Origin of the sequence: Rhodococcus sp. WB1, assembly GCF_001700945.1 — a bacterium.
Classification (GTDB): Bacteria; Actinomycetota; Actinomycetes; order Mycobacteriales; family Mycobacteriaceae; genus Rhodococcus; species Rhodococcus aetherivorans.
Genome location: NZ_CP015529.1, coordinates 240,612 through 255,039, shown reverse-complemented (window position 1 = coordinate 255,039; position 14,428 = coordinate 240,612). Strand labels below are relative to the sequence as shown.

The 14,428-nt window shown below is 70.6% G+C and carries 13 protein-coding genes; 7 read left to right on the top strand and 6 right to left on the bottom strand.

The window, feature by feature from the left end; translation table 11 throughout:
* Positions 1 to 67: 67 nt before the first annotated feature.
* From A4U64_RS01230 to A4U64_RS01220, 3 genes are read right to left on the bottom strand one after another with little or no spacing between them, the layout of a single operon-like run.
* Complete coding sequence (locus A4U64_RS01230) at positions 68 to 712, bottom strand: GTP pyrophosphokinase (RefSeq protein WP_065922030.1); 645 nt, start codon at positions 710 to 712, stop codon at positions 68 to 70.
* Positions 684 to 2,018: an MFS transporter gene (locus tag A4U64_RS01225; RefSeq protein ID WP_006930320.1), complete on the bottom strand. Its 1,335-nt coding sequence runs from the start codon at positions 2,016 to 2,018 to the stop codon at positions 684 to 686. The genes A4U64_RS01230 and A4U64_RS01225 overlap by 29 nt, the downstream gene beginning before the upstream one ends.
* Positions 2,019 to 2,060: 42 nt before the next feature.
* A complete protein-coding gene (locus A4U64_RS01220) occupies positions 2,061 to 3,056 on the bottom strand; it encodes an aldo/keto reductase (RefSeq protein WP_065922029.1) in 996 nt (331 codons plus the stop codon).
* 131 nt (positions 3,057 to 3,187) lie between these two features.
* Between A4U64_RS01220 and A4U64_RS01215 the strand changes: the two genes are divergently transcribed.
* A complete protein-coding gene (locus tag A4U64_RS01215) occupies positions 3,188 to 3,760 on the top strand; it encodes a TIGR03086 family metal-binding protein (protein ID WP_006930322.1) in 573 nt (190 codons plus the stop codon).
* Positions 3,757 to 5,532: a dihydroxy-acid dehydratase gene (gene ilvD, locus A4U64_RS01210; protein WP_232334145.1), complete on the top strand. Its 1,776-nt coding sequence runs from the start codon at positions 3,757 to 3,759 to the stop codon at positions 5,530 to 5,532. The genes A4U64_RS01215 and ilvD overlap by 4 nt, the downstream gene beginning before the upstream one ends.
* A 53-nt stretch (positions 5,533 to 5,585) precedes the next feature.
* Here ilvD and A4U64_RS01205 read toward each other — a convergent pair whose 3' ends face one another.
* Positions 5,586 to 5,948, bottom strand: a complete 363-nt coding sequence (locus tag A4U64_RS01205; RefSeq protein WP_006930324.1) for an ArsR/SmtB family transcription factor — start codon at positions 5,946 to 5,948, stop codon at positions 5,586 to 5,588.
* Between the two features lie 115 nt (positions 5,949 to 6,063).
* Positions 6,064 to 7,188, bottom strand: a complete 1,125-nt coding sequence (locus A4U64_RS01200) for an MBL fold metallo-hydrolase (RefSeq protein ID WP_232334144.1) — start codon at positions 7,186 to 7,188, stop codon at positions 6,064 to 6,066.
* A gap of 191 nt (positions 7,189 to 7,379) precedes the next feature.
* On the opposite strand from A4U64_RS01200, the gene A4U64_RS01195 reads away from it, so the two are divergent.
* Genes A4U64_RS01195 through A4U64_RS01175 form a run of 5 tightly spaced genes read left to right on the top strand, consistent with a single transcriptional unit; the run spans position 7,380 to position 13,715 of the window.
* Positions 7,380 to 7,889, top strand: a complete 510-nt coding sequence (locus tag A4U64_RS01195) for a DsrE/DsrF/DrsH-like family protein (RefSeq protein ID WP_006930336.1) — start codon at positions 7,380 to 7,382, stop codon at positions 7,887 to 7,889.
* Positions 7,890 to 7,913: 24 nt separating this feature from the next.
* Complete coding sequence (locus A4U64_RS01190; RefSeq protein ID WP_006930338.1) at positions 7,914 to 8,147, top strand: sulfurtransferase TusA family protein; 234 nt, start codon at positions 7,914 to 7,916, stop codon at positions 8,145 to 8,147.
* 4 nt (positions 8,148 to 8,151) lie between these two features.
* Positions 8,152 to 9,672: a 4Fe-4S dicluster domain-containing protein gene (locus A4U64_RS01185; protein WP_065922027.1), complete on the top strand. Its 1,521-nt coding sequence runs from the start codon at positions 8,152 to 8,154 to the stop codon at positions 9,670 to 9,672.
* Positions 9,673 to 9,714: 42 nt separating this feature from the next.
* Positions 9,715 to 12,582, top strand: a complete 2,868-nt coding sequence (locus A4U64_RS01180; RefSeq protein ID WP_065922026.1) for a molybdopterin-dependent oxidoreductase — start codon at positions 9,715 to 9,717, stop codon at positions 12,580 to 12,582.
* Positions 12,579 to 13,715 carry an Mrp/NBP35 family ATP-binding protein gene (locus A4U64_RS01175; RefSeq protein ID WP_051446183.1) on the top strand — a complete coding sequence of 379 codons (1,137 nt, stop codon included), beginning with the start codon at positions 12,579 to 12,581 and terminating at the stop codon, positions 13,713 to 13,715. Before A4U64_RS01180 ends, A4U64_RS01175 begins: the two co-directional genes overlap by 4 nt.
* A 26-nt stretch (positions 13,716 to 13,741) precedes the next feature.
* On the opposite strand, the gene A4U64_RS01170 is transcribed toward A4U64_RS01175, so the two are convergent.
* Positions 13,742 to 14,404, bottom strand: a complete 663-nt coding sequence (locus A4U64_RS01170; RefSeq protein WP_043802893.1) for a hypothetical protein — start codon at positions 14,402 to 14,404, stop codon at positions 13,742 to 13,744.
* Positions 14,405 to 14,428: the final 24 nt, after the last annotated feature.

Genomic DNA, 14,428 nt, shown 5'->3' with positions numbered 1-14,428 from the left:
TCGTCGTATCCGTGATCCCCCGCGCGCATCGGTGCCGTCCGCGCGCGGCCACGCCGGGCGAGCGGACCTACGCCGGAGGTGCGTCCCGGTCCGCCTCGGACCGCTCCTCCACGTGCCGCTGCAACGCGCCGATCCGCGAGTCGAGATCCCGGGCGCTCTCCGCGGCGGCGCGCAGTTCGTCGAGCATCTCCCGCGGGACGTGACCGTCGAACTCGGTGCGCAGCCGCGTCGCCACGCTCTCCCACGACTCCATGACCCCGGTGCGGATCTGCACCTCCACGTACACGGTCCGCACCCGGCCGGTCGACGCCACCGGCACCTCCACGACGAGGCACAGCCCGCGGTACCCGTCCGGGCCGGCGCGCCTGATGTAGTCCCTCGCCTCGATCACCCGCACGTCCCGCCGGGCGACGAGCAGGTCCCGTACGCGGTACACGTCGGCGGTGACGGCGCACGTGAGCCGGATCCCGGCGACGTCCCGCCCGAGGTCCTCGACCCGCAGCGGCGGATCGGCCTCGTCCAGGACCGAGTCGGGCGTGGTCAGCCACGTTTCGGCATGCTCGACGGGATCGTAACCGTGGGTGTCGGCGAACTCGCTGCGGACGATGTCGATCTTCGTCCGCAACTCTTCGACACCGAACCCGCAGGTCTTCAGGAACCGAGCCAGATCCCGCCGGAGGATGTCAGTCCGCCCGGGTCCGCTCCCCGTCATCGCCAGCCTCCTCGATCCGCGTCTGCGAATTCGCCGGCCCCGCGCGACGACCGTCGCGCAGCACCTGCCGCAGCGTCCGCGGCGACACGCCCGCCTCGCGGCGGGCCTTGCCGCGGGTGACGAGCACCCCGATGATCGCCACGACCCACACGGGATACTGCGCCAGCCAGGCGACCCGGAACGCCTCGAAGGTGTAGCCGCCGAGACGCTGCAGGATCAACCCCATCGCCTGGATCACCAGCAGGGACGCCAGGAATCCGCCGATGTTGACCATGCCCTGGGCGGTGCCGAGCGCGGTGCTCGGGTTGAATGTCCGCGCATAGTCGAATCCGATCATAGACCCGGGTCCGCCCACCGAGATGGTCACGATCAGGAGGACGAGCAGCCACATCGGGGCCGGCGCCGGCAACAGCAGCACGACCGTCCACATCGCGGCGTTGCTCACCATGATCGACAGCACCAGCCACGATCGGTGCAGCGGGAACCGGCCGCTGAGGATCCCGAGCACCGGGCCGGCCGCGATCGCCGAGACCACGGAGAGGGTGAGCAGCGAACCGGCGGCCGCCGCGGACAGGCCCTGCGCGGACTGGAGGTACGGCACGCCCCACAGCAACGCGAACGTGGTGATGGAGAATTGGGTGCCCATGTGGGTGAAGAAGCCGAGCCGTGTGCCCGGTCTGCGCCACACCACCCCGATCTGCCCGAGCACCTGCCGCATCCCGGCAGCCTCGGTCCGCACGACCACCCCCGGCGGCGCGTCGCGCACCACTGCGACCGCGAGCACGCAGGCGAGCACGCCGAGCGCCGCGGCGCTCGCGAACGCCGCGCTCCACCCCGCTCCGCCCAGGATCAGCACGAAGGGCAGCGCCGAGAGCACCTGACCCAGCTGCCCCAGGATGCCGGTCAGCTGCGACACCAGCGGCACCCGCCGCGTGTCGAACCACACCGGCACCAGCCGCAGCACCGAGATGAAGGTCAGCGCGTCGCCCGCCCCGACGAAGACGCGGGCCGCATAGGCGGCGGGCAGGGACTCGGTGAACGCCAGCACCAGCTGCGCCACCGCCATGATCGCCGCACCCGAGGCGATCATCACCCGGGAACCGAACCGGTCGAGCAGCACCCCGGCCGGGATCTGCATGCTCGCGTACACCACGATCTGCAGGACCACGAAGCCCGACAGCACGGCCGGGGTGATGTCGAAGCGTTCGGTCGCGGCGAGTCCGGAAACGCCGAACGACGTGCGATGCATGACGGCCACGACATAGGCGAGGACACCCACGCCCCACACCCACCAAACCCGTTTCATGATGAAACGACCCTACGCGGCGACGCGACTACCCGCCGGTAGTCACTCCCGGCCCCACGACACCCAGGTCGGGTCCGCGGCCCGCCCACCCACGACCGCGTCGGCGAGGGTGTCGAGCCTGGCGACGTGCTCGTCGGTGAGACGCACGTCGAGCGCGCCGGCATTCTCGGTGACCCGCGCGGCGGAGCGGCTGCCCGGGATCGCCACCGACGGCAGCCCGAACTGCCGCGCCTTGGCGTCGAGCCACGCCAGCGCCAGCTGCGCGATCGTCGCGCCCACCTCGTCGGCCACCGCGCGCACCGCGGCACGCACCTGCAGGTTCGCGGGCAGCGCGTCGGCGTCGAATCGGGGGAAGCGCCGGCGCAGGTCCTTCTCCCCGATCCGGGCGGCATCGAAGGCGTCGGTGAGCAGACCTCGGCTGACCGGCGAGTACGGCACGAAGCCGATGCCCAGCTCGGCGGCGGTCGGCACGACGTTCTTCTCGACGTCCCGGGAGACGATGCTCCACTCGGACTGGATCGCGGCGATCGGGTGCACGGCGTGCGCGCGGCGCAGCTCGTCGCCGGTGGCCTCGGACAACCCGATGTGCCGGATCTTGCCGGCCTGCACCAGCTCGGCCAACGCGCCGACCGTGTCCTCGATGGGCACGTCCGGGTCCACGCGGTGCAGGTAGTACAGGTCGACGCGGTCCACCCCGAGCCGGCCGAGGGACTCGTCGAGGGCCTTCTTCGCGTACTCGGGACGGCCGTCGATGCCGCGATTACCGCTGCCCAGCGCGCCGACGAGCCCGAACTTCGTGGCCACCTGCACCTCGTCGCCGCGGTCCTGCAGCAGCTTCCCGACGACCCGTTCGCTGGTGCCGTCGCCGTAGACGTTCGCGGTATCGACGAACGTGACCCCCAGGTCGACGGCGTGATGCAGCGTCGCCAAGGCCTCGTCGAGATCGACGGGGCCGTAGGCGGGCGAGACCGACATCGCGCCGTATCCCTGTGCGCTGACGGTCAGGCCGGGGGCGAGCTCGACGGTGGGGACGGGCATGACTTCTCCAGTACTGTCCGGACGATCGGGGGACCGCACCAGGTGCGGCGACACCGATCCTTCCGAACATCGCGGGCCGCCGCACGCCGGGAAACCCGGTGCCGCCGCCACGGCCCGCCTAGTCTGAATCCATGTCGTACGACTGGCTCGAACTGCAGCACATCGCCCGGCAAGGTTTCGAGAGCCGGCTCTCGGCGGTCACCGACTGGTCCGCCCCCACCCCCGACACCGAATGGGACGTCGCCACCCTGGTCCGGCACGTCGTGGACGAGCAACGGTGGGTGCCGCCGCTGCTCGCCGGCAGGACGATCGCCGAGGCGGAGGCCGAACTCGACCCGCTCGGCGACGACCTGTCCGCCGAATGGGACCGGCACGCCGTCGACGCCTCCGTCGCGTGGGCGTCCACCGACCCGGACAAGCAGGTGCACCTGTCCTACGGGATGGTGCCCGTCCGCGACTATCTGCGGCAGCAGGTCGCGGACATCGCGATCCACACGTGGGACCTGGCCCGGGCCGTGGGGGCCGACGAGCGCCTCGATCCCGACCTGGTGGCGGCCGTGTGGGAGGACATACAACCGCAGCGGGACATGCTGGCCGCGAGCGGGCTGTTCGCGCCGCCCGTGCCGGTGCCCGACGACGCGGCCGTGCAGGACCGGTTGCTGGCGCTGACCGGGCGTGATCCCCGACCGGGAGGAACGCGATGAGCACGCCGACCGAGCCGGAGGCGAGCAGCGCGACCGCGCCGGAGGCGAGCACGCCGACCGAGCCGGAGGCGAGCAGCGCGACCGAGCCGGACATCAAGCCCCGCAGCCGCGACGTCACCGACGGCCTCGAGAAGACCGCGGCGCGCGGCATGCTCCGCGCGGTCGGCATGGGCGACGACGACTGGGGCAAGCCGCAGATCGGGGTGGCCTCGTCGTGGAACGAGATCACCCCGTGCAACCTGTCGCTGGACCGGCTGGCGCAGGCGGTCAAGGACGGCGTGCACGCCGCCGGCGGGTATCCACTCGAGTTCGGCACGATCTCCGTCTCCGACGGCATCTCGATGGGCCACGAGGGGATGCACTTCTCGCTGGTGTCGCGGGAGGTGATCGCCGACAGCGTGGAGACGGTCATGCAGGCGGAGCGGCTCGACGGGTCGGTACTGCTCGCAGGATGCGACAAGTCCCTGCCCGGAATGCTGATGGCCGCCGCGCGTCTCGACCTGGCGGCCGTGTTCCTGTATGCGGGGTCGATCCTGCCGGGCGTCGCGAAGCTGTCCGACGGATCCGAACGCGACGTGACGATCATCGACGCCTTCGAGGCGGTCGGCGCCTGCGCCCGCGGGCTGATGAGCCGGGAGGACGTCGACGCGATCGAGCGGGCCATCTGCCCCGGCGAGGGCGCGTGCGGCGGCATGTACACGGCGAACACGATGGCCAGCGCGGCCGAGGCGCTCGGCATGTCGCTGCCGGGAAGCGCGGCGCCGCCGGCGACGGACCGCCGCCGCGACGGGTACGCCCGCCGCAGCGGGCAGGCCGTGGTGAACCTGCTGCGCCGCGGCATCACCGCCTCCGACATCCTCACGAAGGAGGCGTTCGAGAACGCGATCGCCGTGGTGATGGCGTTCGGTGGGTCGACCAACGCGGTGCTGCATCTGCTCGCGATCGCGCACGAGACGCAGGTCGAGCTGAGCCTGGACGACTTCTCCCGCATCGGTGCGCGCGTCCCGCACCTGGCCGACGTCAAGCCGTTCGGCCGGCACGTGATGCAGGACGTCGACCGCATCGGCGGCGTGCCGGTGATCATGAAGACCCTGCTCGACGCGGGCCTGCTGCACGGCGACTGCCTCACCGTCACCGGGCGGACCGTCGCCGAGAACCTGGCCGAGATCGCCCCGCCCGACCCGGACGGGAAGGTGTTGCGCGCACTGAGCGAACCCATCCATCCCACGGGGGGCATCACGATCCTGAAGGGCAGCCTCGCCCCGGGCGGCGCGGTGGTGAAGTCCGCCGGGTTCGACGAGTCGGTGTTCGAGGGCACCGCCCGGGTCTTCGAGCGCGAGCGTGCCGCGATGGACGCGCTCGAGGACGGCACGATCACCGCGGGAGACGTGGTGGTGATCCGGTACGAGGGCCCGAAGGGCGGGCCGGGAATGCGGGAGATGCTCGCCATCACCGGCGCGATCAAGGGTGCCGGCCTCGGTAAGGACGTGCTGCTGCTCACCGACGGGCGGTTCTCCGGCGGCACGACGGGCCTGTGCGTCGGGCACGTGGCTCCCGAGGCGGTGGACGGTGGCCCGATCGCCTTCGTCCGCGACGGCGACCCGATCCGCCTCGACGTCGCGAACGGCACCCTCGACGTGCTGGTCGACGAGGACGAACTCGCGTCCCGCCGGCAGGGGTGGGAGCCGCTGCCTCCCCGCTACACCCGCGGGGTGCTGGCCAAGTACACGAAGCTGGTGGGTTCGGCGTCGAGCGGCGCGGTCTGCGGCTGACCCGATTCGCGGATCCGTCGAGGCGGTGGAGAATCGGCCTGCGCGACGGCGCCCTACAGATCGAGGCCGAGGTCGACGTCCCGGCCGTCGAGGGCGCCCCGCAGAATCGCCTGGTCGGCCAGGTCCTCGGCCAGGAATTCCCGGAGCAGGTCCACCGCCTGCACGATCTTCCGGCTGCGCAGCGAATAGAAGACGTTGTTGCCGGAACGTCGCGCGTTCACGATCCCGCGCTCGCGGAGAACGGACAGATGCTGGCTGGCGTTGGACTGGCTGAAGCCCAGCGCCTCGCACAGGTCACCGACGCTGAGTTCGCCGTCCCGCAGCTCGTTGATGATGAGCAGTCGCTTGGGGTCGGCGATGGCCTTGCAGACTCGGGCGTGGAGTTCCTGCAACTGTGCCGCGATGTCCTGTTCCATCACCCCTCCGAACCGAGCGTCGGGTGCCGATTATAGGTGCGCCGGCCGGGCGGCAGCGGATCGCGGCGGGGCGCCGGCCCGGCGAGCGCGACGGTGCCGTCGGTGGCCGCACCGCTCAGTGGGCGGCCCTCAGCGAGGTGGCTGCCGCGCATTGGTTGCGGCCGACGTCGAGGACCTCGAGCTCGTCCTCGGCGGGGGCGAGTTGTCCGGCGTTCACGCGGCGGATCGTCTCGTAGGTGTGCGGGGCTGCGGGCAGCGAGTTCACGATCTGCTCGACGAAGCGTTCGAGGGCGTGCTCGTTCAGCAGTGTGGCGGTGAAAACCTCCTCCAATGTGGTGACGACCAGTCCTTCGGCGTTGATCTCCTCGCTGCTCGACCAGTGGGCCGGGGCGATCATCGTTCGCGGGTCGAGGGGCCGCAGCCTGTCGTGCACGCTGCGGAACAGATCCCGCGCCAGCTCCTCGGCCCGGCCGGTCAGGTCGGGCCGGCCGAGTCCCCGGACGAAGACGGTGTCGCCGACGAGCAGGACCGAATCGCTGACCAGCAGTGCCGTCGTGCCGGGGGTGTGGCCCGGCAGGTGCATGGTCATGGCCCGGACGACGGTGGACCCCAGGTCGAGTGCGTCGCCCTCCTTCAGCGGCCGGTTGGGGAACGGGACGATGCCGCCGGCGTCCTCCGGCGGCAGGTGATACTCCGCATCGAGCCGGGCGGCCAGTGCCGGGCCTCCACTGACATGGTCCGCGTGCACGTGGGTGTCCACGACGTGCACGATCGAAACATCTTGCATTCGAGCGAGTTCCAGGTATGCCTCGGTCGATCTGGCGGGGTCGACGACGATGCCGCGGCCGCCGGGCACGCCGACGAGGTACGACAGGCAGGCCTTCGCCGGGCGCTGGAACTGCCAGATGCGCACGTCGCCGGGGAGTCCGGTGATCTCGACGGGAACGAGGAGCCGGTTCCACGCGTCGGTACCGCCCTCGAGGGAGCGGGTGCGCAGGCCCAGCGTCTCGAACTCCTCGGCGACCAGTTCGGAGCCGTTGCCCTGTCCGCAGACGACGACGGCGCCCGCCCGCGTGACGGCGGCCTGTTCCTCGAGTTCTTCCATCACCCGATAGACCGGGACGTGGCGAGTGGGAACGGGCCGGGGTCCTTCGATCCGGCCGGCCCGGAAATCCTCGGTGCTGCGGATGTCGAGGATCTCGGGAACGGTGCCCGCCTGGAGCTCGCGAAACAGTTCCAACGCTGTGACGGTATCGGCCACGTGTCCTCCCAGGGACGAAACGGGCGGGTGGTCCGCACACCGGGAGGGCGACTTTCCGAACCATCTTGCGGTATGCGCATACACGAATGTAGTGTTCTGGATCACATATCGCAACACTCCGCGCGAAGGCCGCACGAGGCCTCCCCGGCAACCACGAAAGGGGCCGGCGCATGTCGGACAACCCGCAGCGTGACGTCGACGACGCCCCGGAGAGCATGACGATCGTGGCGTGGAGCGGCGATCTGGACAGAATGTGGCCGACCCTGATTCTCGGCTCCACCGGCGCCGCCTACGGCATGTCCACGACGATCTTCTTCACCTTCTGGGGACTGTTCCCCCTGGTGCGCGACGACGTCCGGATCACCGGCACCGACGCGATGACCAAGGCGCTGGCCGGCATGAACCGGCCGGGCATGCGGCACATGAAGCTGTCGAAGCTCCACCTGGCCGGCGCCGGGCCCTGGATGATGAAAAGACTTGCGCGCCAGAAGAACGTGGCCCACCCCGCCGAGCTGGTCGAGATGTGCACCGAGCTGGGCGTGAACCTGTGGCCGTGCGAGATGACCATGGACCTGCTGGGCCTTCGCCGCGACCAGCTCCTCGAGGGAGTGGGCGAGCCCGTCGGTGCCGCCACCGCCCTGTCCGCGATGAGCAGGTCCCAGATCAGCCTCTTCATCTGACCCTTCGGAACCCAGGAGCGGACCGTGGACTACCAGATCGACGTCGTCGTCGACGCCAAGGGACAGAAATGCCCGATGCCCGTGCTGCTCGCCTCGCGTGCGATCAAGAAGCTCGAGGCCGGGCAGATCCTGCTCGTCGAGGCCACCGACGGCGGATCGAAACGCGACATCCCGTCGTGGGCGACCGACACGGGAAACGAACTGCTGGAGAACAACAGCGAGGACGGCGTCCACCGCTACCTCATCCGGAAGAAGTGAGACGGTGCGCTACGGCTTCGCGATCGATCAGCGCACGTGCATCGGCTGCCACGCCTGCACGGTCGCCTGCAAGACCGAGCACGAGGTGCCGCTCGGCCAGTTCCGCACGTGGGTGAAGTACGTCGACGCGGGTGAGTTTCCGAACACCACAAGATCTTTCGGTGTGATGCGCTGCAACCACTGCACCGACGCACCGTGCGTGAAGATCTGCCCCACCGGCGCGCTGTTCAAGCGCGACGACGGAATCGTCGACTTCGACAACGAGCGCTGCATCGGCTGCAAGAGCTGCATGCAGGCGTGCCCCTACGACGCCATCTACATCGATCAGGACACCCACACCGCGGCGAAGTGCAACATGTGCGCGCACCGCGTCGACAACGACATGGAGCCTGCCTGCGTCGTGGTGTGCCCCACCCACTCGATCTGGGTCGGCGACCTCGACGACCCGACCAGCGGCATCGCCACCCTGGTCAGCACGCAGCAGACCGCCGTGCGCTCGCCGGAACAGAACACCGGGCCGAACGTCTTCTATCTCGGTGCCGACCGGGCGGTCCTCGATCCGCTGGTCGCCCCGGTCGCCGACACCTACATCTGGGCCGAGCCGGACGCGCACCGCCGCGAGACCGCGGCCGACCTGCCCGGGGATCGCACCACGAAGGCGCGCACCACGCTGAACACCGCGCATCCCCGGCCGTGGGGATGGCGCGTGACGACCTACCTGTGGACCAAGGCCGTCGCCGCCGGCGCCCTCGCCGTCGCGGGGCTGGCCCACCTCCTCGGCATCGACCTGGGGTGGCTGGGCGACTACGCGGCGCCCGCAGTGGCCATGGCGGGCGCGGCCCTCACCGGAGTCCTGCTGATCTGGGACCTGAAGCGGCCGGAGCGTTTTCTCTACATCTTCCTGAGATCCAACTGGTCCTCGTGGCTCGTGTGGGGCGCCTACGCGCTGGCCGCATTCGGCGGGGTGGCCGCCCTGTGGGTCCTCGCCGCCTTCCTCGGATCGGATTGGGGCGCAACCGTGCTCGCCTGGGCCGCCCTGGTCTCCGGCGCGCTGGTCGCCGGCTACACCGGATTCCTCTTCGGGCAGGCCGAGGGCCGCGACCTGTGGCAGTCACCGTTGTTGTTCTGGCACCTGCTGGTTCAGGCCGCCATGGTCGGGACCGGGGCGCTGCTCGTCGTCGCGCCGTTCGCGGGTCTCTCCGACGGGGCGGTCGGCTTCCTCGTGCGCGTCTTCGTGCTCTCGACCGGACTGCACCTGCTGATGCTGGTCATCGAGTACTCCGGCCGGCACGCCAGCCGGCAGGCGACCCTGGCCGCGCACATCATCACCCGCGGCCGCTACGCCCGGCTGTTCTGGCTGGGGGCGATCGTCCCGGCAGTGGTGGCGGCCGCACTGGCCGCCCCGTCGTGGAACGGCTCCGCCGGTGCCGTCCTCCTCGTCGCGGCCGGCCTGCTGACGCAGATCTCACTGCTGGCCTACGAGACTGCGTTCGTCCGGGCGGGCCAGGACCCACCCCTGTCGTGAGCGGCCCGACCGGCACCCGACCACCCACCCGAAGGGAACCCCATGACTGCCGAGACGGAGCACACCCCGACCGGGGCGGCGCTGCCCGGTCAGCGCACGCACGAGCGGCTGCGGAACTTTCCTCCGGTCGAAAACTGGGACCACCACGTCGAATACGACGCCAAGGCCCACCCTCGTAAGGTGCCGCACGAATACATGCTGGTGCCCACCACCTGCTTCAACTGCGAATCGGCGTGCGGCCTGCTCGCGTACGTGGACAAGTCCGACCTGTCCATCAAGCGGCTCGAGGGGAACCCGGCGCATCCGGGCTCACGCGGACGCAACTGCGCCAAGGGTCCCGCGACCATCAACCAGATCAAGGACCCCGAGCGCATCCTGTACCCGCTCAAGCGCGTCGGTGCCCGCGGCAGTGGGCAGTGGGAGCGCATCGGCTGGGACGAGGCCCTCGACGACATCGCCGCCCGGATCCGGGCCGCCATCGTCGAGGACCGCCGGGACGAGGTCGTCTACCACGTGGGCCGACCCGGCGAGGACGGCTTCGCCGAGCGGTTCCTGCTGGCGTGGGGGGTGGACGGACACAACAGCCACACCAACATCTGCTCCGCCGGCGCCCGCCTGGGCTACGCCCTGTGGGGTGGCTACGACCGGCCCTCACCGGACTACGCGAACGCCAAGGTCATCCTGCTGATCTCGAGCCACCTCGAGACCGGGCACTACTTCAACCCGCACGCGCAGCGGATCATGGAGGGCAAGGTTGAGGGCGGCGCCAAGGTCGTCGTGCTCGATCCGCGGCTGTCGAACACCGCGTCCCACGCCGACCTGTGGATCGCCCCGTGGCCCGGCAGCGAGGCGGCGATCCTGCTGTCCGTCGCGTCGTACCTGCTGCGCACCGGCCACATCGACCGGGCATTCCTGCGCCGCTGGGTGAACTGGCCCACCTACATGAAGCACCGCCACCCCGACCTGCCCGCCGACGACTTCGACGTGTTCGTCGGCGCACTGACCGAGGACTACGCCTGCTTCACCTTCGCCTTCGCCGCGCAGGAGGCGCAGGTACCCGAGAAGCAGATCGCCGAACTCGCCCGGATCGTCGCCACCGCCGGCTCGGCCCTGTCGGCGCACGTGTGGCGGGCGGCGACCGCCGGCAACCTCGGCGGGTGGCAGGTCTCGCGGGCCCTGTTCTTCCTCAACGTGCTCACCGGCAGCGTCGGCACCAAGGGCGGCACCAGCCCCAACGGCTGGGACAAGATCATCGCCCACGGCCCGAACCTGCCCCAGGGACACGAGTCCTGGAACGAGCTGCTCTGGCCCCCCGAGTTCCCCCTGTCGACCAACGAGATGTCGATCCTGCTGCCGCATCTGCTCCAGGACGGCCGCGGCACGCTGTCGATGTACTTCTCGCGCGTCTACAACCCGGTGTGGACCAACCCCGACGGCTTCAGCTGGCTGGAGGCCCTGACCGACGAATCGCTCGTGGGCTGCCACGTCGCACTCACCCCCACGTGGTCCGAGACGGCAACCTTCGCCGACTACGTCCTGCCCATGGGGCACAGCACCGAGCGGCACGACACCCAGTCCTACGAGCAGTACGCCGGCAAGTGGCTCGGATTCCGCCAGCCCGTCACCCGGGTGGCGCTCGAGCGCATGGGCCGGAGCGTGTCCGACTCCCGCGAGTCCAATCCCGGAGAGGTGTGGGAGGAGAACGAGTTCTGGTTCGAGCTGTCCTGGCGCATCGACCCCGACGGCAGCCTCGGCATCCGCAAGTTCTTCGAATCCCCCTACCGGCCCGGGCAGAAGGTCACCGTCGACGAGTACTACCGGTGGGTGTTCGAGAACAGCGTGCCGGGCCTGCCGAAGGCCGCGGCCGACCAAGGGCTCACCCCGCTGGAGTACATGCGCAGATACGGCGTCTTCGAGGTCGCCAAGGACACCTACCGGCTCGACGAGCGGCCGCTGACGGTCGCCGAGACCGAGGGGGCGGACCCGGACGAGCACGGGGTGCTGCGCAAACCCGTCACCCTGGACACGACCCCGCCGCTCGTCGGCGAGGCGGGTGCCGTCGGTGTCGTCCACGAGGACGGCAGCAGGACCGCCGGGTGGCTCACCCCGTCGCGCAAACTCGAGCTGTTCAGCGAGACCATGGTCGACTTCGGGTGGGAGGAGTACGCCACGCCCGGCTACATCGAGTCCCACGTCGGGCACCGCTCGATCGACCCGGCGAACAACGAGATCGTGCTCGTGCCGACCTTCCGCCTGCCGACCCTGGTCCACACCCGGTCCGCGAACGCGAAGTACCTCAACGAGATCAGCAACACGCATCCGCTGTGGACGAATCCCTCGGACGCCGCGCGCTTCGGCGTCGGCACGGGTGACCTGGTCCGGGTCAACACCGAGATCGGGTACTTCGTGGCCCGTGTGTGGGCGACCGAGTCGATCCGCCCCGGCGTCCTCGCGCTCTCGCACCACATGGGCCGCTGGCGCACGTCCGAGAACGCCGGATCCCGTTGGGCGATGGGCCTCGTCGATCTCGACAACGACGGAGACGGGGTGTGGCGGTTGCGCTACAAGCAGGGCGTGCAGCCGTTCCGCAGCGACGACCCGGACAGCGAGCGGATCTACTGGAACGACCCCGGCGTGCATCAGAACCTCGCCTTCGCCGTGCACCCCGACCCGCTGTCGGGCATGCACTGCTGGCACCAGAAGGTGCGCGTGGAGAAGGCCCACGCCGACGACCGGTACGGCGACGTGGTGGTGGACACCCGGCGGTCCCGCGAGGTCTACCGCGCCTGGCTGGCGTACACCCGGCCCGGCCCCAGCCGGTCCGGGCTGCGCCGCCCGGAGTTCCTGATGCGCCCGGTCAAACCCCGCCGGCGTGCCTTCCGCGCGCCCGGGACGGAGGAGCGAACATGAGCCTGCTGTCGCGGAGGACGTCCGGCCCGGCGGTCTCCGCGGCTGCGGTGCGTGCCGCGCTGGCCCGGGTCGAGGATCCCGAGCTGCATCTGCCGCTCGAGCAGGCCGGCATGCTCGGCGAGGTGAGGATCGATCGCTCCGGACTCGTCCGGGTGACCGTCCGGCTCACCACCTCCTCGTGTCCGATGCAGGCCTCCCTCTCCGCCGACGTCACCGCGGCCGCCGGGGCAGTCGCCGGCGTGACCGGCGTCGAGGTCGTCTTCACGGCGATGAGCGAAGCCGAGCGGAGGCGGCTCGCCGCCCGCTTGCGCGGCACGAGACCAGAGGACGCTCCCCCCTTCGGTCCCGATTCGGCGACCCGGGTGTACGCCGTGGCCTCCGGCAAGGGCGGCGTCGGCAAGTCGACGCTCACGGCCAACCTCGCGGTGGCGCTGGCCCAGCAGGGCAAGCGGGTCGGCGTTCTCGACGCCGACGTCTGGGGTTACTCCGTTCCGCATCTGTTCGGGGTGCGCCGCGCACCGGTCGCCCTGCACGGAACGATGCTGCCGGTCGAGGCGTTCGGCGTCGCCCTCATGTCCGTCGGGTTCTTCGTCCGCGACGACGAGCCGGTCGTCTGGCGCGGCCCCATGCTGCACAAGGCGATCGAGCAGTTCCTGCGCGACGTGTACTGGGGTGAACTCGACGTCCTGCTCATCGACCTGCCACCGGGCACCGGAGATGTGACACTTTCGCTGCTCGAACTCGTGCCGGACGCGGCGCTCCTCGTCGTCACCACGCCCCAGCCGGCGGCCCAGACCGTCGCCCAGCGGGTGGGCCGCATGGCGCGTGACCTGCGGATGCCGGTCGCCGGCGTCGTGGAGAACATGTCGGCGCTGGTGTGCTCGTCGTGCCACGCGAGCACACCGTTGTTCGGTACCGGAGGCGGCGAGTGCCTCGCCCGGGCCATCGCGGCACCGCTCCTCGGGCAGGTGCCCCTCGACCTCGACCTGCGCGCGGCGGGCGACAGCGGCATCCCGGCCATGGTGGCGACGCCGCACGCCCATTCCGTCTCGCAGATCCGGCAGATCGCCGCGGCCCTGCCGGCCCCGAGACGAAGCCTCGTCGGCCGGCCGCTACCGCTGTCGGTCCCGTAGCCGGCCGACGAGCCCGCGCCTGTACGTCAGATGGGGCGGTAACCCGCGCCGACGCCGCCCCGGGCGTCGACGTCGCCGAGGATCGTGACGAAGTTGGTGCCCACCTCCGGGCCGATGCACGGTGTGAGCAGGTAGGCGTTGACCATCGCGACGAGCGTCGTGCCGACGACCAGCGGGGCGCCGGAGTCGCCCTCGACGACGCACACCTGCGTCCAGGTCTCCTGGGAGTTGAACACGTCGCCCCACACGACACCACAGGTGTTGCCGGTGGTGCGGCCTTCCTTGCACGCCACGTTGGGGAACCCCACGGGGGTGCCGACGCCGGTGATGGTGACGTTGCCGACCCGGTTCACCGGCGCGACGCGGCCGCGGTCGAACTCGATCACCGAGTAGTCGAGCACCTCGTTGGTGCCGACGATGCGCCCGACGACCCCGGCCCCGGGGTCCGCCTCGGACTTCACGGTCGTCCCGGGACCGCCGCAGTGGCCGGCGGTGAAGCCGACGAGCCGGCCGCCACGGTCGTTGCCGATCGTGGCGAGCGTGCAGTCGAACAGATCCTCGGATCCGTTGCCGAGCGTGATGCCCGACCCGCCCCCGAGCGGAACCGGCGGCGCCGCCACCGCGACCCCCGTCCCACCTGTCAGCAGTGCGACCCCCGCGACGATCGCCATCGCAACGCGCTTGAACATGAGCCCTCCCGCCTGGCCGGTTCC

What these genes read in the sequence shown, in the direction of transcription:
- A4U64_RS01205 (WP_006930324.1), bottom strand. Translation starts at nt 5,948, where the DNA reads ATGGAACAGGACATCGCGGCACAGTTGCAGGAACTCCACGCCCGAGTC.
- A4U64_RS01220 (WP_065922029.1), bottom strand. Translation starts at nt 3,056, where the DNA reads ATGCCCGTCCCCACCGTCGAGCTCGCCCCCGGCCTGACCGTCAGCGCA.
- A4U64_RS01180 (WP_065922026.1), top strand. Translation starts at nt 9,715, where the DNA reads ATGACTGCCGAGACGGAGCACACCCCGACCGGGGCGGCGCTGCCCGGT.
- A4U64_RS01225 (WP_006930320.1), bottom strand. Translation starts at nt 2,018, where the DNA reads ATGAAACGGGTTTGGTGGGTGTGGGGCGTGGGTGTCCTCGCCTATGTC.
- A4U64_RS01170 (WP_043802893.1), bottom strand. Translation starts at nt 14,404, where the DNA reads ATGTTCAAGCGCGTTGCGATGGCGATCGTCGCGGGGGTCGCACTGCTG.
- A4U64_RS01195 (WP_006930336.1), top strand. Translation starts at nt 7,380, where the DNA reads ATGTCGGACAACCCGCAGCGTGACGTCGACGACGCCCCGGAGAGCATG.
- A4U64_RS01175 (WP_051446183.1), top strand. Translation starts at nt 12,579, where the DNA reads ATGAGCCTGCTGTCGCGGAGGACGTCCGGCCCGGCGGTCTCCGCGGCT.
- A4U64_RS01215 (WP_006930322.1), top strand. Translation starts at nt 3,188, where the DNA reads ATGTCGTACGACTGGCTCGAACTGCAGCACATCGCCCGGCAAGGTTTC.
- A4U64_RS01230 (WP_065922030.1), bottom strand. Translation starts at nt 712, where the DNA reads ATGACGGGGAGCGGACCCGGGCGGACTGACATCCTCCGGCGGGATCTG.
- ilvD (WP_232334145.1), top strand. Translation starts at nt 3,757, where the DNA reads ATGAGCACGCCGACCGAGCCGGAGGCGAGCAGCGCGACCGCGCCGGAG.